The sequence below is a fragment of the Exiguobacterium sp. KKT215 genome (assembly GCF_055635335.1).
Genome location: NZ_CM145756.1, coordinates 630282 through 645920, shown reverse-complemented (window position 1 = coordinate 645920; position 15639 = coordinate 630282). Strand labels below are relative to the sequence as shown.

18 protein-coding genes and 1 pseudogene are annotated in these 15639 nt (G+C 51.4%); 3 read left to right on the top strand and 16 right to left on the bottom strand.

Annotated features, from left to right (window positions below; translation table 11 throughout):
- Positions 1–9: 9 nt before the first annotated feature.
- The 5 genes and pseudogenes from ACZ2GZ_RS03465 to ACZ2GZ_RS03445 form a co-directional block, all read right to left on the bottom strand.
- The gene (locus tag ACZ2GZ_RS03465; protein ID WP_470295603.1) at positions 10–543 is read right to left on the bottom strand and encodes a GNAT family N-acetyltransferase; all 534 of its coding nucleotides are present in this window, start codon (positions 541–543) and stop codon (positions 10–12) included.
- On the bottom strand, positions 543–761 hold the full coding sequence (locus tag ACZ2GZ_RS03460; protein ID WP_470295548.1) for a DUF6440 family protein: 219 nt from the start codon (positions 759–761) through the stop codon (positions 543–545). Before ACZ2GZ_RS03460 ends, ACZ2GZ_RS03465 begins: the two co-directional genes overlap by 1 nt.
- Positions 762–891: 130 nt before the next feature.
- Positions 892–1008 (bottom strand): annotated as a pseudogene (locus ACZ2GZ_RS03455) (UTRA domain-containing protein); the annotation flags it as partial.
- A gap of 767 nt (positions 1009–1775) precedes the next feature.
- Positions 1776–2060, bottom strand: a complete 285-nt coding sequence (locus ACZ2GZ_RS03450) for a hypothetical protein (protein WP_214830154.1) — start codon at positions 2058–2060, stop codon at positions 1776–1778.
- 351 nt (positions 2061–2411) lie between these two features.
- Positions 2412–2972: an AAA family ATPase gene (locus ACZ2GZ_RS03445; protein WP_131471779.1), complete on the bottom strand. Its 561-nt coding sequence runs from the start codon at positions 2970–2972 to the stop codon at positions 2412–2414.
- Between the two features lie 270 nt (positions 2973–3242).
- Between ACZ2GZ_RS03445 and ACZ2GZ_RS03440 the strand changes: the two genes are divergently transcribed.
- Complete coding sequence (locus tag ACZ2GZ_RS03440; RefSeq protein WP_470295547.1) at positions 3243–4484, top strand: S1 family peptidase; 1242 nt, start codon at positions 3243–3245, stop codon at positions 4482–4484.
- A 13-nt stretch (positions 4485–4497) separates the two neighbouring features.
- Here ACZ2GZ_RS03440 and ACZ2GZ_RS03435 read toward each other — a convergent pair whose 3' ends face one another.
- Complete coding sequence (locus ACZ2GZ_RS03435) at positions 4498–4662, bottom strand: hypothetical protein (RefSeq protein ID WP_165569432.1); 165 nt, start codon at positions 4660–4662, stop codon at positions 4498–4500.
- 19 nt (positions 4663–4681) lie between these two features.
- Complete coding sequence (locus ACZ2GZ_RS03430; protein WP_214714170.1) at positions 4682–4909, bottom strand: DUF3221 domain-containing protein; 228 nt, start codon at positions 4907–4909, stop codon at positions 4682–4684.
- 125 nt (positions 4910–5034) lie between these two features.
- On the opposite strand from ACZ2GZ_RS03430, the gene ACZ2GZ_RS03425 reads away from it, so the two are divergent.
- Positions 5035–5919, top strand: coding sequence for a tetratricopeptide repeat protein (locus ACZ2GZ_RS03425; protein ID WP_470295546.1), 885 nt, complete (start codon positions 5035–5037; stop codon positions 5917–5919).
- A 125-nt stretch (positions 5920–6044) separates the two neighbouring features.
- Here the strand turns inward: ACZ2GZ_RS03425 and ACZ2GZ_RS03420 are convergent, their stop codons facing one another.
- From ACZ2GZ_RS03420 to ACZ2GZ_RS03380, 9 genes are all read right to left on the bottom strand, one after another.
- Entirely contained in the window at positions 6045–6302 is a 258-nt protein-coding gene (locus tag ACZ2GZ_RS03420; protein ID WP_029594872.1) for an AbrB/MazE/SpoVT family DNA-binding domain-containing protein, read from the bottom strand.
- Positions 6303–6397: 95 nt separating this feature from the next.
- Complete coding sequence (locus ACZ2GZ_RS03415) at positions 6398–7147, bottom strand: SDR family NAD(P)-dependent oxidoreductase (protein WP_470295545.1); 750 nt, start codon at positions 7145–7147, stop codon at positions 6398–6400.
- Between the two features lie 126 nt (positions 7148–7273).
- Positions 7274–8980, bottom strand: coding sequence for a methyl-accepting chemotaxis protein (locus tag ACZ2GZ_RS03410; protein ID WP_470295544.1), 1707 nt, complete (start codon positions 8978–8980; stop codon positions 7274–7276).
- 193 nt (positions 8981–9173) lie between these two features.
- Positions 9174–10997: a methyl-accepting chemotaxis protein gene (locus tag ACZ2GZ_RS03405; protein ID WP_470295543.1), complete on the bottom strand. Its 1824-nt coding sequence runs from the start codon at positions 10995–10997 to the stop codon at positions 9174–9176.
- Positions 10998–11117: 120 nt separating this feature from the next.
- Complete coding sequence (locus tag ACZ2GZ_RS03400) at positions 11118–13859, bottom strand: hypothetical protein (protein WP_470295542.1); 2742 nt, start codon at positions 13857–13859, stop codon at positions 11118–11120.
- Positions 13860–13972: 113 nt separating this feature from the next.
- Positions 13973–14185, bottom strand: coding sequence for a DUF2922 domain-containing protein (locus ACZ2GZ_RS03395; RefSeq protein ID WP_021066376.1), 213 nt, complete (start codon positions 14183–14185; stop codon positions 13973–13975).
- 29 nt (positions 14186–14214) lie between these two features.
- Positions 14215–14427, bottom strand: a complete 213-nt coding sequence (locus ACZ2GZ_RS03390) for a hypothetical protein (RefSeq protein ID WP_021066375.1) — start codon at positions 14425–14427, stop codon at positions 14215–14217.
- Between the two features lie 26 nt (positions 14428–14453).
- Positions 14454–14594: a YvrJ family protein gene (locus ACZ2GZ_RS03385; RefSeq protein ID WP_021066374.1), complete on the bottom strand. Its 141-nt coding sequence runs from the start codon at positions 14592–14594 to the stop codon at positions 14454–14456.
- Positions 14595–14662: 68 nt separating this feature from the next.
- A complete protein-coding gene (locus ACZ2GZ_RS03380; RefSeq protein ID WP_029594867.1) occupies positions 14663–14875 on the bottom strand; it encodes a hypothetical protein in 213 nt (70 codons plus the stop codon).
- A 320-nt stretch (positions 14876–15195) separates the two neighbouring features.
- Here ACZ2GZ_RS03380 and ACZ2GZ_RS03375 point away from each other — a divergent pair, with 320 nt between their 5' ends.
- Positions 15196–15636, top strand: coding sequence for a MerR family transcriptional regulator (locus ACZ2GZ_RS03375; RefSeq protein ID WP_029594866.1), 441 nt, complete (start codon positions 15196–15198; stop codon positions 15634–15636).
- Positions 15637–15639 lie beyond the last annotated feature (3 nt).

Sequence of the window (15639 nt, the reverse complement as noted above, 5' to 3'; positions counted from 1 at the left end):
CGTCCTCCATCATGTCATGCTGTCTGTCTCAAGCAATGAATACATATATAAATCGTCGTACTTACCACGGGTGAACTCATACCCCCGCAGCAACCCTTCTCGCGTAAATCCGACCCGCTCGAGGAGCTGTTGTGACGCGGTATTCGCCGGCTCGACGAGCGCCTCGATACGATGGAACCCGAGTTGTGCGAACCCATGACGAACGACCGCGCGGAGCGCCTCACCGGCAATACCTCTTCCCCAATAATCCGAGCTGAGCTCAAACCCAATTTCGGCTCGCTGGTGCTTCGCTGACACGTTCAAAAATCCGCAACTGCCGATGACCTCGTTTTGCCCGGTCAACGTGATTCCCCAGCGGACACCTGTCCCTTCCTCGAGAATCGAATCGTACCAGGCAATCTCTTCTAACGCATCCTCTAACGACGTGAACGGGTCGAGTCCCATATGGCGGACGACCTCAGGTTTCGATAAATATGCCAACAGGTGTGGCGCATCGTCCGCTATCACCCGCCGTAACGTCAGCCGATTGGTGCTGAGTGACATCACGATCGGTACCCTTCCTCGACCACAACATCACCATTCGCATCGAGTAGCGGAGTGATGCCTCCACCTGTCCCGACCCACGTCTGGATATAGTTCACGCCGGTGTTCGTATCGACGAGGATGGTGATTTGTCCAAGTTCCGGCAGTTGTTCCGTCAACTTGACGTGAAACCGTTTCGATCCTGCCGCTGCTTCTGCTATTTTCTTTTTGAATAACATCCTACCCCCACCTTTCTACTTCTAACTGTACGCAACATATCTTCTCGTTTCAATGAATGAGACGCATCCATACTGCCGGATGTGAAACCCCTTTAATTCATACAAAAAAACACGCCCGATTGTGGCGTGTTCATGAATAGCTCCGCTCGATGACGAAGCTCGTCTTATCCCCTCTAAAGTAGGACCGTGAATATTCAATCGTACGTCCAGAGGCGTCCTCGGTCACCGTCTCGATATAGAAACACGGCGTATACGATTATATCTGTCGGTTTTTCCCTGAATATCAAACGCGCCAAGTCCTCACTGAGGGATGAGTACCCTTCGCCGTCATCTGATTGAGTGCACTTGTTAAGCCGTCCGACTGACACCAAATTACTCTCACAACTCATACTCTTAGAAATTTTCTCGTCTCTGCATAATATTTGCTACTGATTCTAGACAATACTTTTTTTGGAATTACTATCTAAAATTCTCTCTTGTGACATCCTGCCGTAGTTTATAGAATCCTTCTTCCTTTATTCTGACACTCTAACCACTAGGTGGTAAGGGTCTAAAGTACAAGGGCTTCCAACGACACTCGAAAGTATAGGAGACTAACCCTTTTCCATTAGACTTTCACCATCAAACCTCTGAGCAGGGTTTTGTGATGGCATAGGACGCATGTCAACATCCTGTTATTACTTATTAGATAATATTCATTTTTTTACAACGTTTAATCTCAATGTGATGTTTCGAAAGGAATTCTTCAAAACGGCTGATACATTTCTCTTCATTTTGAAAAGCCTCGAGTTCGTAAGAATTGTTTTGATCATAAATGACTTGAAGTGATAAACCATTCCATAACAAATACCCATCCTTGTATCGGATGCCTGCTTTATTCGTCTTTCCTTCTAAGGAATTACATTCACCGAATTTCTTGAAGTGAATTTGTTTCCCATTACCATACAATAACTCATCAAAAGCTTTCCATAATCGAGTAGCAATCTTCTGAGAAGTGTTGGAGTCGATATTTTTTTAAAAGTGATGTTGCATAGGCTTAACATCTTTGTGGAACTCATATTCTGAAAGACGATATTCCTCACACAATTCTTTAAAGGCTTCATTCGCTTCACGTTTATTAGTCTTATGCAGCTCTAGTGCCTGTCGATAACGTTGGGTTTTAATCATTTCCTTGTAACGCTTGAGGGTTATATTGGCAAGGCTGTTGTAGATGTTACGCCCAATTTCGAAACGGTTATTTAACACATTATTTTTATATATTTCTGATATCGTTGGAAATTCCACAACAAAATATGTCAACGTGAACCCTCCTCTTTTTTATAAATAACAATCGAATCCTAATTCATGAATATGTGTTTAATCCATTCCTATCACCATTAGAATAGCAAACTGCCTAGTCTTAAATTCGGTAATTGCATTGAACTACCCACATCTACACTTTCTAGGTATTTATACCCAAAAAAGGTCGTGGCGATTCATTACCCACTTACGCCGGGTCCTCGTCCAAACCGCTTAGAAACGGGCGTAGTTTCGCCGTTTTTTGATAAAAAGAGATTTTTTGAGGTTAAGCCGAAAAAAAGAAAGAAAAGTGAAAATCATTCTATTCATGGCAATGATTCTCACTCGTCTTTCCTAATAGACTCGTTTTCGTCATAGCTGGAAATGTTGTTTGATTCGTTCGGCGACCGTCGCCGCATCGAGATATGTGTTGTTGATGCGCAAGTAGTTGTCGACGTCGAGTTCCCCGTCCTGTGAGTTCAATCGGTATAGCGTCGCCGTCTGCTTCAACTCACCTTCCGACCAGGCGATGTCCCGCTTCGTCGGCTTATGGGTCAACCGGTTCTCCGTTTGGTTGCGAATGAGGCGCTCTTCGATGTCCGCTTCGAGCTCGACATAATAGATGTCGGCCCCGTTCGACTCGAACAGGTCGGTCACTTGTTTGATATACGCCCAGTCCTCTTCTAAATCGAACGCCCAGACGAACGTGAAGATCATCCCGTCCAAATCACTTTTCGCGACCGCGCCGAACAGCTCATGGCGGAACAGCTGGACGAGCCGACGCCCTTCCGGTGTCCCGTAACTGAAGAACGGACTGACGAGATCAATCGTCATATGGTTATGGAACAGCTTTAAGTCGGTAATACTGGCGAGTTCTTGCCCGACCGTCATTTTGCCGACGGCTTGTGGACCAAATAATACGACGAACTTCATGTCTAATCCCATCCCTACTGTCATTTTCAATACCATATCATATCGCTCGACTCGTCCAATAGGAACTTGTTCATATCCGCAATGGCTACATCTCATAATCAAGGGAATTCACCTCATATTCATAAATTTAGAGTCATCCTAGTCATCTCAAGAAAGTACCCATCATCCAATTCCCCATTTCTCTTTCTAAACCTGGTCAATTATTGTTTACCCCATCCTCATTTGAGGAATAGGCATATCATCTATGTGTATGAAGGAAGGTGTCATCCCGTGACTTGTCCACGCTGCGGAGCGAAGACCCGCTCGAAAACCACTATTTGTCCGACGTGTGGCCATCGCCCGCGTCGCTTGAAATGGATTGCTGTCCCCATCGTCATTGCACTCATCGCATTCGTCTCGTTTTTAACGAACGCCTATCTTACCGACAGCCCGCGCTCGAGTGATTCACTCGCCGACAAAGTCGATTTGAACGTCACGAAAGACACGGTCTCAGCCGATGGTGCCACCACCGTCGACCTCGAGACGTTGCAAGATAGCCTCTATACCGTCGGCACGGGTACCGGGTTTCTGATTAGCCCGCAAGATGTATTGACGGCGGCCCATAACGTCGCCGGCATCACCCGCGTCACGATGAAACATGGGGACAAGACGGTGAATGGAACGGTCATCGGCCGGACTGACGCCATCGCCGTCATCCGCATCGAAAAAGTAAAAGCGACCCCGTTCTCGTTCAGTCACGCGATTGTCGGACCAGACGAATCGGTGTTGACACTCGCACCGGACGAACAGATTGAAGGAACGATCACGTTCGAAGAAGACAGCTATCGCCGCGAATTCGATTTACCGAACCGCGCCATCGGCAGCCCGATCGTCACGGCCAATGGACGAGTGCTCGGCCTTCACTTGGTGACGAATACGCTCCCGGTCGCCTTGTTCGAACAAGACGTACTGTCGTTCCTCGAGTCGGATACACCGGCCCCGCCACCGACGACAAAACGCAGTGCCCCGGCCGCTGAACTCGCACCGGTCGCACCGATTACACCGGTACCGAAACGTGAGGACCCGGTCGAACCAGCTCCGGCTCCTGAACCGGAACCCGCGCCCGAACCGACACCAGCACCGGAAGCCGAGGCAGCACCAGACACACCGGAACCGACCGAGCCTCCAGTTGAAGAACCGGCACCGGTCGAGGAAGAGCCTACGGCCGAACCGGAACAACCTGCTGAAGAATCGGAGGCCCCTCCCGTCACGGAGCAACCGACCGAGCCTGACGTCCCCGTGACCGAACCGGCCGAACCGGTCGAGCCGGAACAGCCGGCAGTTCAAGAAAAAGAAGCGGAGGCGGCACCGGTCAAGAAACAAGACAAGCCGAAAGCCACCGCTAAACCTGACAAGAAAGAGACGCCGCCCGTCGTCAAGGAGAAACCGGTCGCCGATGACACGACCGAAGAAGCCACAGACGAACCGGCTTCAGTTGAAACTGAAGATGAAGAAAGCACGCCATCGGAATGATGACGTGCTTTTTTTACGTGTCGTTTCGAGAGCGTCGCTGCAAGTTGCCGACCGCGGCCCCGAATAGGAGCAAGATAATCGACAACATCCAAAATGGCATCACGTCCTGCAACAACCAGACAATCAGCGCACTGATGGCGATGACGACACCCATCCACAAAAAATTCGACTGTCCCATTTGTTTCACCTCGGTCTCATCATAGCACATCAATTCGATGCGCCATCGCCTGTGGCGGCAGCGAGCGGGTCATCTTCTCATCGTGCTCGACGCGCACCTGTTGCCCGACGGCGAGCGGTGTCTCATCCTCTCGAAGTGGCTCTTCCCAGTGAAACACGATGCCATCGAACGGCTCGGCATCTAGATTCGGCGCGACCCGCATCCGCGTCGGTTCGAGCTCGACGATATAACCTGTGAACGTGACCATCTCCATTCCTCCATTTCCTCGGAAATCCTTCCCTATTCTTTTCCCATTTTTTGAAATAACTCTACTCGTTCGCTCGATTGCTCGGTATAATGAAGCAACACTCATTTACGCCGGGAGGGACCCTCATGAAACACACCATTGATTTACACCATCCAGACTTTCAACGCACCTTCCTCGAGATGATGCTCCTTGAAGAAATGATTGACGACTATAACGCCGAAGCGATCGAGTCGCTCGTCGTCCGTGGCGAGACGAACTTCCCGGACGACCCATTTTTTCCGGCGATGCGGGCGTATCCGCTCATCCGTGAAGGCGAGTTCAGCCGGGCCCGCGACGTGCTCGAAGCCGCGAGCGCGAAGGGCGACCATTACATGATTCATTGCCTCCACGGCATCTTGAGCGACGATACAAATTTCTTGTTCGAGGCCGAACAACATTTCCTTCGCGCCGTCGAACGCTATCCCGACGTACCAATCGTCCAACGTACGATCGCCGTCCATTACTTCAATCGTAAGTTTTATGGGGAGGCCGGTCTCCACTTGATGCATTACGTCCGACTCGCCGGATTCAACGAAGAGACGGTGCCGATGTTGCTCGAATTCTTCCAAGTGTATGATGAGATTCCGCTCGAGATGAACGATGAGCTCCTCAAGGTGGCCATCGGATACTTGAACGCCAACCCGCGCAATCCACGCGCCCACTCGCTCTATGCGTCCATCTGCAGCCATCGGGTCGAGATGCTCGTCAAACGATTGCCGGAAGACAACCATCAGCTCGACGATGAAACGATCGCGATGTTGCTCGAGGTCGAAGAGCACGGCATGTGGAGTGCGACATATGACGACAGTGAGGACCAGATGTTCCGCGCCATGTTCGCCGATTATATCGACAACGTCGTCTTGCCAAACACGTCGAAACTGTATGTATACCGCTTGCGTCTCCGCTATTGGTACCACCGGCTCACGCACCGCTTGACCGGGGGCTATGGGGATTCGATGCGTTCGTCGTAAACATAAACAAACAGCCCGAACTCTTTAAAAGGGTTCGGGCTGTTTGTTGTACTTCCTGTCAAAATGATTGTTTTGATTGCACATTCTGATTCGAATCAAGCTTGGTATCGTATTCTTCAAAAAGATTAACGTTCCACTAATCCTTTGAACGTATCGTTGTGTTGCTCGATTATTTTTTCCATGTCCTCAGAAAATTTTGAATCGATATCCGTTTGTACTGTATCCTCAAGCGGTCGAATCAAGATGCCCTTGTCTGTCGGCACTATCGAGACCTCGTCACCCGCACCTAACTTCAACTGTCGCAACACAGTCATTGGAATAGAGATGCAAACAGAATCGCCATGCTTAATCAATTTTCTCTCATATTGATTTTGCTTTCCCATACTACCACTCCTATTGAACACGTCTAATACACAAGGTATGTGCCTAATATATCTCACATGACTCTTCAGAGCACAATCACTTTATTTACTTACGTTTACCCCATATACGGATGAATCGGACCGCGCAACTCGTACGAGTAGTCCTCGTGGTTGACGATGCCGACGACTTGATCGCTCTCGAGCAGTTGCACTAAGAACCCGGCCATCTCTTCGGCCGTATGGTACTTCTCAACGTTTTGGCTATAGTCAAAGTCGTCTTCTTCGCGAGCGCGGTTGGCAAAGCCCGTCTCCGTCGCGGCCGGCGCGAGCACTTTCGCTCGCAGTTTGTCCCCATCGTTCATGAGCTCGCGGGCAAGCCCTTCCGTATACGCACTGACGAAGAATTTGGTCGCGCTATACGTGACGCCTTTTTTGGCGATATGATAGCCGACGACCGATGCGACGTTCAACAGTGTCGCCCCTTCGACGTTATGATAGTCCCGGACGTATAGGCTCGACAGTACCGTCAACGCCTCGACGTTCAAGCGAATCATGTTCTCGATTTTCCCGACCTCGACGTCCTTCACGAAATTCGAATCGCCAAACCCGGCGTTGTTGATCCACGTCTCGATGTCGAGATCAGCGAGCGATTCATACAGCCCGTATACGTTCTCGCTGTATGACAAGTCTTTCGCCTTGATGATGACATCGCTCTTCGGTGCGATCGCCTTGATTTCACTCCGCAACTTCTCGAGTTCGTCGTGCCGCCGTGCCACGAGCACGAGTGACTTCCCTTGCTTGGCGAGCAATTTCGCCGCTTCATAACCAATACCTGAACTTGCTCCGGTGATGACGGTATATTTCATGATGTGCCCCCTTTTCACTGTAGTCGAGATGTTGTCTCTCTCCCGCAATTCCCGTAACACCCTCTCATCAATCCTGACAACACGCAAAAACTATCCTTTCCCTAGAACAGGAAAGGACGGTCCGTCTTATGTTTGGAAACGCCCGATGAGCGTCTGCAAGTCGCCGGTCATATTGCCGAGCGACTCGGCGACACCGTTCAACTCTTGAATCATCGCGAGCTGGGCGTCGGCCGTCTCACCTACGCTACGCATCGTCTCGGCCATGCCTTCACTGTCACTCGCCATATGGATTGCCGCTGTCGCGACTTGTTTCGTCGTCGTCGCGATCTCGCTCGAGGCGACCCGGATCTGTTCCGTGTTCTCGACCGAGGCGTGCAATTGCCCGACGATTTGTTGGAACGACGCCGTCGCTTCTTCAAGCAACGCCGTGTTCGTCTCGACGCGGCGGGCACTGATGGCGTGACGTTCGAGTACCGCATTCGATTGCGTCTGAATCGATTCGATCAAACCGGCGATTTGGGACGCCGATTGTTTCGACTGTTCCGCGAGTTTCCGTACTTCTTCGGCGACGACGGCGAAGCCTTTCCCTTGTTCCCCGGCCCGGGCCGCTTCGATGGCCGCGTTCAAGGCGAGCAGGTTCGTCTGGTCGGTGATCGACTGGATGACCTCGGTAATGAGGGCAATCTCATCTGACTGTTGTTTCAACGCCGTGATTGATTGACCGGTCACGACCGTCTCCGATTCGAGGGCGAGCACTTCTTGTTTCGCTTGTTGAATCGTCTGTTCCCCGCGTTCGGCGAGCTTCAGACTCGTCTGGACGTCTTGGCTGATCGTCCCGATCGACGTGGCGATTCGTTCGACGCCTTCATCGGCCGCCGCGACCGCCTGTCCGCTCTTCGAAGCAGCCGCCGCCTGGTTGACCGTCTCACCGACGACTTGTTCAATCATCCGCGTCGTCTCCTCTGTCTGCGACGACATCTCTTCTGTGCTCGCGTACAGTTCTTCCGACTGCGCCGTGATTTCTTGGGCGTTCCGGCTCACTTCGTCGATGAGTTCGCGGAGATTGCCTTTCATCTGGTTGAAGCCAAGCATCAACTCGCCGATTTCATCGCGCGTGAGCGCTTGAAGGTCAGCGCGTGTCAAATCACCGTCGGCGACGATGCCGACCTCGTCCGATAGTTGGCGAAGCGGGACCGTGACCATGCGTTGGAGGAAGTAGCCGGCGCCGAGCGTGAGTACGAAAATGATGACGGCGATCACTGCAGAGTATATCAATGCACTTTGACCTCGACTCTCAAGCTGCGCTTGCTTCGCCAACATCGCGGCTTCCGATTCGGCTTGCATCGTCTCTCCTGACTCAATGATTGATGCCGTCACATCCGGCAACAACCGGAGCGCGAGTCGGTCCACTGTCTCTTGATCATCCGCGTCGATTGCTTGAATCAACTGTTGTGCTAAGTCATCGTAACCTAATGCGTATGACATCAAGTTCTCTAGTTCTTTCGTCCCTTCTGTCGAAGGCGAAAGTTCTAACAAGGCATTGATTGCTTCTTTTTTCTCTTCTGACCCTTGCTGCTCTGCTTCAAGCCGGGCCGGCTCTTGTTCAAGAATATAACCACGCAGGCCATACGCCTGACGGACCATCCCTAACGATAGTTCATCGGCCGCCTTCATCCGCATGACATCTGATGAAATCATTTCTTCATATCGGCTCGTCGCATCGTTCAGCGCCATCAGATTGTAACCCATCCCGATTACGACGAGTAAAAGAATCATTCCGATCCCGCCAAACAGTTTCTGCGTCAATGTGAGTTGATTTAGCCTTTTTTTCATCTTCTCGAGGAACTCGTCCTCTCACACCTCTATTTCTATCAAATTTTGGAATCACATGATTTCTATCGATTTGTGCAAACGGTTTTCCACATTTGTTTCCAATTATATTAATGGATTGACCTTATTTATGAGTCTTATGTTCCATTTATTGTCACAAAAAAAGACCACAGCCCATCATGGCTGCGATCTAGCTTCATAACTTGAACTGTGACACACGATTCGAAAGTTCGACCGCTCGTTGTTCGGTCTCCTGCATCCGAGTTTGGACGTCGTTGAACCGCTCGACGGAAAGCTGGACTTTCTCCGAAATCGATTGGGTCCCGTCCGCCCCTTCGGTCACCGTCGTCGCGACTTCTTGGATGACGTGGAGGATGCTGTCGGTCATATGGCGAAGTTGGAGCGCGTTCGTCTCGAACGTCTCTGCCGTTTGTCCGAACACGGTCGCATCCGCTTCATATTGCGTGGCCGACTCCTCGAGCCGGTCGTAATCGGCGAGCACTTTCGTATCGAGGAATGTCAACATATCGGCCGAGCTCGTGTTGAGCCGGGCGACCGAGTCGATGACCGTATGCGATACCGCTTGAATCTCGTTCACCGTCTGGCGCGAGTTCTCGGCGAGCTTACGAATCTCCGAGGCGACGACGGCGAAGCCGCGCCCGGCATCCCCGGCCCGGGCCGCCTCGATCGATGCGTTCAAGGCGAGCAAGTTCGTCTGGTCGGCGATGGTCAAGATGGCACTCGTCAAGACGCGAATCTGTTCGACCGACTGCGCCCCTTTGATGGCGTCGTCGAGCTCGATGCGCTTCTTGTCGATGATGGTGTTCGCTTCTGTCTTCGAGGCGACAGCCTGCTCACGGAGCGCATGGGCCCGACGCTCGACATCGCTCGCTGTCTTGGCGCTGTCGTTCGAGAGGTTGACGATTGTATCGATGGATCCGCCCATCTCGACCGTCGACGCGCTCATCTCTTGCGACGACGCGGCCGTCTCTTCCATACCGGCCGTCAATTCTTCGACCGTGCCTGACGTCTCTTCCATATAACGACTCAGTTCGGTCACTTCCGTCGCCACTTCTTTTGACGAGACGAGGACGACTTTTGCCGTCTTGTCGACGTCAATCATGATGTCGCGTAGCGTCGCGAGGAACGTGTTGAACGAACGGCTCACTTGCGCGATCTCGTCGTTCGATGTGACCGGGATGGCCATCGTCAAGTCGCCGCCTTGTGAGGCCAACTCGTCAAACTTCTCTTGGAGCACCCGCATCGGTTTGATGATGGAACGCAATAAGCTCAGTCCGAGGAACAACAGGAGTACGACCGCACCGATCGTCACCGCGAGTAGTGCGATGAGCGACTGTTGAAACTCACGTTCCATGTCGGCGCCGACACGTTGTGAACCTTCCGAGTTGTAGTCGACGAGCTCGGTCAGGCGTTGCGTGAAATTATCGTATGTCGATTGGGACTGGGCATCGTAATACGAGCGAGCCATACCGTTGTTGCCGGACGTGCTGAAAATCAGCATGTTATCCGACACGCGTTGATACATCTCCCATTGCTTGCTGAAGTTGGCGAACAACTCCTTGTCCGTCTCACCCGTCACCGTCTGTTCATATTTCGGGGCAATCTCATTGATGCGTTTCCGAATCTCTTTCATCGCGGTCATCAATTCTTCTTTCGCGGCCGCGTCATCCGTCACGATGTGTTCGAGCTCGAGCGCACGATAGTTCGCCGCGAGCGTGTTCAACTCGTGGGCGTAGTCGAGCCCTTTGTTCCAGTTGTTGACGATGTCATCGCCTTGACGATTCGCATCGGCGAGCGACAAGAGCGAGTAGCCACCGACACCTGCGACCATGAGGAGCGCGAGAATGACGAGTCCCCATAGCTTTTGACGGATGGTCAGGTTCGTTCCGGTCACTCGTTTTTCTTCACGCGTGCTTGGCTTTCGTCGTTTCGGTTTCCATTGAAAGCGCCGGACGTTTAACCCGTTCCGTAACGCTGTCCACTTCTGTTTCACTGACATATGTATATTCCCCTCTCGCATGCAACGTTTCTTCCTATATCGTCTTGACGTCGAGGAATCTAAAGGGGATTGACCAAAATAAAAAAAGATGACTGAAAAATCAGTCACCTTGTCTCTACATTATAAAACGGACTTAACAGTTTGGCCGCTTCGGTTGGCCGGCGTCACGACTTTAATCGTCAACTTCGCCCCCCGTTTTTGCGGTTTGATGGACACGTTCGTCGAAGTCGATGTGATCGTCTTCTTCGCGACGAGCGTCTTTCCGTTATAAATCGTTACTGTTCCGTACGGGACGTTCGTGCGAACGGCGATTGATTTCGTCGTCGAGCGAATCGTGCCGGTGCTCACTGTCGGGCGGACACCTGCTTTGACGGTCGCGCTCTTCGCGTCACGGGCCACACCCACTTTCGCCTCGAACACGAGTTTCGTGCCGGTACGCTGACGGGCAAACTTCACTTGATAGCTGCCGGTCGAGTTCGCCTTCGTCCGTCCAATCACTTTCGTCCCGGCCTTCACGGTGACGGTGGCGTTCGGGAGTGTCTTCCCTTTCCACGTGCTCACTTCGTCAGACGGCGCGAATGACGTCAACGAAGCCGTCGGGACTTTGTACGTCGTCCGCTTCTTCTTCGACCCAATCGTCGACTCGACGACGACCGACGTGCCTGGTTTCACCGAGATCCGGTAACGGTCTTTTCCAACCTCAGTGTATGAGATTGGCTTCCCATTCACGATGAAATTCAAGTATGCCGGTGTATCTTTCAACACTGTAAACGCTGAAGTAGACGATGTGACGAGCACATCTTTGATGCTGAGTGTCTTCGGTGCGTCACTCGTCACTTTTTGTTCGAACGTTTTACTGAGCTCAGGACGGAAACTCGCGATGAGTCGAATCGTCTGTCCTTCCCAGAGTGGTCCTTTCAACGCGATGACGTTCGTTCCAGGAACGAGACGTTTTGCTGATTCATCTCGGCCATTTCGCGCCACCGCGAGCAGTGGAGAGAGTGTCCCGTTATAATGAACAGTCACAGTCGTATCACCTGTCTTCGGTGGTTTTGTCCACGTGACGTCAGGCACCGGATAATCTGTTGATACGTAAAGATTCGCATACTGACTGTTCGTGTCGAGAATGCGATAAATGACACGGTAGTACATCGGCTTGTCTCGATTGTACTCCGTTAACTTCGCGACTCCCGATGCGTCTGCTTGGACTTCACGAACTTCATAGTTTGTCGGTGAGAACAATTGACGCACCTCGACTCGGGCATTTGGTTTTGTCCGAATCGTCACACCTTCCATCGCCGTCTCGCTCAACACTTCGGCAATGTTCGTATCGGTCGGTTCATTCATTTGGAACGTCTGTTTGACCGATGCTGTTGTGGCTTGGTTATACGTCGCGTTGTCTGCTACCCAAACCGTGATGGTTTGATTTCCCCAGAGAATACCGCGTGAGAACGTAAAACGTCCTGTCTCATCGGCCGTGACCGAACCGTCACAGTTCGCGTATTTGTTGTTTTCACAAGTCACATACACCGTCATGTTTGGGGCTGTCGTACCGACGATATCCCCTACCGGCCCGTTATCAAATGATGTTTCGATTTGAAGCGGCACTTTCGTCACCGGATTCAAGGTGACTCTGTTGCTCGTGAGGTTTCCGAATCGAAGCGCATAACTGAACGATTCATCGAACGATGGAACGATGTATCCATCCTCGAATGAGCGTGTCGCATCGACCACTTCCGCGTCTGACCCCAAGTCGGCGACAGGGATTTCATGGTAGACGCGATCGATTGTCACGACGGTCGCCATCAGTTGATAGGACTCGCCTAACCAGGTATTGCCGGCTCCAGACGGTTTTGTAGCTTTCGGCGAGGTGTACAGCTGACCTGGAATGAGGTGGGCACGCTCTGCCGCCAGTAAGCGCTGGTCGTTTCGAAGCAAGTAGCCTCCGTGCAACAGTTTGTAGTCAAGCCGTGAATTGAATGAATCCAGTCGCAGTTTGTTCAATGTCTTCGTGGCTAAATCGATGGTGAGCAAATAATCGAACTCCGTCATCGCGTAGTACGTGCCGTTGTGATAGGTAAACGACTCGATTTCATAGAACGACTGATTTTTCAAATCAAGCGTCGTGATGGTACGTTGCTTCCAATCATACACGTGTAAGTCACTAACCCCTTCTAACAGAAGGTGATCTGTCGTAGGTTCAGCAAATACCGCTGTCACCGTATTCGGCATCTTGATTGTCTCGATTATCTCGCCTGTATCTGGATTCAGATGGAGCAGGACGTCCGAGTACGTGTCCGCAACGACGAGTTCGTTCGCGTTTGTCGCCAATATCACTTGTTCACGATCGGAGAGAGTACGCTCCCACTTCGTGACGCCATCCGAATCAGTCGTCACGAGTTGCTTCGAGCCTTTGTTCTCCCACAACATGATGTCGCGACTCGCATCGTACGTAATCAGTCGAATCGACTCTGTGTCGAATGGAGGGCTGAATGTACGCGTCGACCCATCACGGTTAACGTGAATCATATCCCCCGTCCGATGATGCGTCGCCATGAATGATTCACCGTCTAAGCTCGGCTTGAACGTATAGAAATCTCCATATGACCCCTCTTCATCATGCGACCGATCCGCCGTCAGATTGCCGTTGTAATCGATGGGTACGACGGTCTGTCGTTCTACATCATGAAGCCGCGTGGCTCCGTCTTGATAGTCCAAATAGAAGGGAGACCCTTCAATTGTCTTCACTTCTTGCTCGAGCAGCGTGCCCAGCTCGAACTTCGGAGTCGCGTTCGCTTGATCCATCGGGAACATCACGAACAACAGCGCGACGAATAAAATTGCATAGTGCCATTTCTTCATTTACAATACCTGCCTTTTATTCAATATATTAAAAATATACCTTCAATTTGTGATTTTTAGAAGCAAAACAGGAAAAAGCACCGTCTCTTTTTTTGAGAGACGATGCCTTTGGATTATTGGACGTTCAACACGGTTTGTGTGCCTTCGATCATCTTGATCTCGGTCCATTTGACGACGCTCTTGCCGAGCGGGTCGTTGGCGACCATGAAGTCGGCGAGCGCTTGCACTTTCAACGCATCGACCGGTTGTTTCACATTATTCAAACGGAAGCGCGATACTTTATTGAACATATCCAAAAATGCGATTTCTACTTTAGTCTCAGTCATGGGTTAGTCCTCCTTGGATGTGGGTGTGATTAGACGACGTCGTATTCGCGAACGACCGACACGGTGAAATCTTCTTGCTCGGTCAAATCGAGCATGAGGTGACCGAACGCCTCGGCATTGTCAGCCGTGAGCGCCGCCCGGATCGGACCGAAGCGCTGCGTTTTCTTCGTCGGTTTCAAACTGTTCAAATCGTGGTGCGTCGTCAAGACGAGCGTGGCTTTCTTTTCAGTCAATACGGCCATGGGGGATGGCTCCTTTCGGGGATGGATTACAATTCAGATGGATAGGTCGAGTCGAGACGTTCGAGCAGTTGAATCATGCGCTCAAGGCGCGTCTCAATCCGGTGGAGCAGATAGAGCGAGACGACGATTGGGAAGCCGAGGTTCGAGATGAGTTCGGGCCAGCTCATGGGCCCACCCGCTCATCGGACAAGGCTCCGGCGGGACGCTTCGGTACACGCATCAGGGGTTCCTCCAATTAGAACGTCACGTGGAATTCACGCGACACGACGTATGCGGCGGATTCGACCGCGAGAAGCGGAATCAACAGATCACCGAACTGCTTGATCTCCTCGGTCTCCATCCGCGCACCGAGTGGACCGAACCGGACGAGCTGACGCTTTTCCTTGCCGTCAACGAGCCGCTTCGTGTCCAGATAAAAGACGCTTGCGTATTCTCGATACACTGCCATATGTCTCACCTCCTTCGCCCCTATTAACCGAAGTTGGTGAATGTTTGCTCATATTTCCTTGTAACCTTTTCGTAACGACTATAGACCTATTCTGAATGAAGGCGCATTCATCGGTAAAAATCGGCGTTATTCCTTGAATTCTCATACCAATTAGGGTATCTTAATAGACGTCAATCGCATTTCGAAAACACGCCTAAAGTCCCACGAATTCATTTCCCCACTTTGAAAAAACTGGCAGTTAATTGCTTAGAAATGGGTTACTATACGGAGGAGGGCATTTTCGAAATGACCAGTTTGACTTGAAGAAGGAGATACTCTAGATGAACAGCTTAGACTTCGCACTCAACACTTCTATTCCTTCCGCTCAACTCGACTTCGACCACACCGACCTGACGTTTTATGCGACTGACTGGGATGCTTATCGCCCGGAAAACGCGAAGCCGCTCCTGTACAACGAACGCCCATTGACCGTCTATCCACTCAAAGAACTGAGCCGTGCGTTTCATGTCGCCGGGATTCCCCGTAGCCAGCAACAGCTGATCAAATGGGAAACCGACGGCGTCTTGCCACCGACCCCGTTCACGATGGGACGCAAGCGCTTCTATACGGAAAATCAGATTCGGACAATCGTCGACATCGCATTGGAATGCGGACTACGGCCCCGGACACACGTCAAAAAGACGAACTTCTCCGAGCTAGCCCATAAAGAATTGGCGTACATACTCCAACTGGAATTGAAAACCGAACTCCCGCATGAATGAGCG

Coding starts and splice junctions, on each gene's coding strand:
- ACZ2GZ_RS03435 (WP_165569432.1), bottom strand. CDS start 4,662: ATGGGACAGTCGAATTTTTTGTGGATGGGTGTCGTCATCGCCATCAGT.
- ACZ2GZ_RS03410 (WP_470295544.1), bottom strand. CDS start 8,980: ATGAAAAAAAGGCTAAATCAACTCACATTGACGCAGAAACTGTTTGGC.
- ACZ2GZ_RS03445 (WP_131471779.1), bottom strand. CDS start 2,972: ATGAAGTTCGTCGTATTATTTGGTCCACAAGCCGTCGGCAAAATGACG.
- ACZ2GZ_RS03415 (WP_470295545.1), bottom strand. CDS start 7,147: ATGAAATATACCGTCATCACCGGAGCAAGTTCAGGTATTGGTTATGAA.
- ACZ2GZ_RS03405 (WP_470295543.1), bottom strand. CDS start 10,997: ATGTCAGTGAAACAGAAGTGGACAGCGTTACGGAACGGGTTAAACGTC.
- ACZ2GZ_RS03390 (WP_021066375.1), bottom strand. CDS start 14,427: ATGGCCGTATTGACTGAAAAGAAAGCCACGCTCGTCTTGACGACGCAC.
- ACZ2GZ_RS03400 (WP_470295542.1), bottom strand. CDS start 13,859: ATGAAGAAATGGCACTATGCAATTTTATTCGTCGCGCTGTTGTTCGTG.
- ACZ2GZ_RS03430 (WP_214714170.1), bottom strand. CDS start 4,909: ATGGTCACGTTCACAGGTTATATCGTCGAGCTCGAACCGACGCGGATG.
- ACZ2GZ_RS03385 (WP_021066374.1), bottom strand. CDS start 14,594: ATGAGCTGGCCCGAACTCATCTCGAACCTCGGCTTCCCAATCGTCGTC.
- ACZ2GZ_RS03380 (WP_029594867.1), bottom strand. CDS start 14,875: ATGGCAGTGTATCGAGAATACGCAAGCGTCTTTTATCTGGACACGAAG.
- ACZ2GZ_RS03465 (WP_470295603.1), bottom strand. CDS start 543: ATGTCACTCAGCACCAATCGGCTGACGTTACGGCGGGTGATAGCGGAC.
- ACZ2GZ_RS03395 (WP_021066376.1), bottom strand. CDS start 14,185: ATGACTGAGACTAAAGTAGAAATCGCATTTTTGGATATGTTCAATAAA.
- ACZ2GZ_RS03425 (WP_470295546.1), top strand. CDS start 5,035: ATGAAACACACCATTGATTTACACCATCCAGACTTTCAACGCACCTTC.
- ACZ2GZ_RS03460 (WP_470295548.1), bottom strand. CDS start 761: ATGTTATTCAAAAAGAAAATAGCAGAAGCAGCGGCAGGATCGAAACGG.
- ACZ2GZ_RS03375 (WP_029594866.1), top strand. CDS start 15,196: ATGAACAGCTTAGACTTCGCACTCAACACTTCTATTCCTTCCGCTCAA.
- ACZ2GZ_RS03420 (WP_029594872.1), bottom strand. CDS start 6,302: ATGGGAAAGCAAAATCAATATGAGAGAAAATTGATTAAGCATGGCGAT.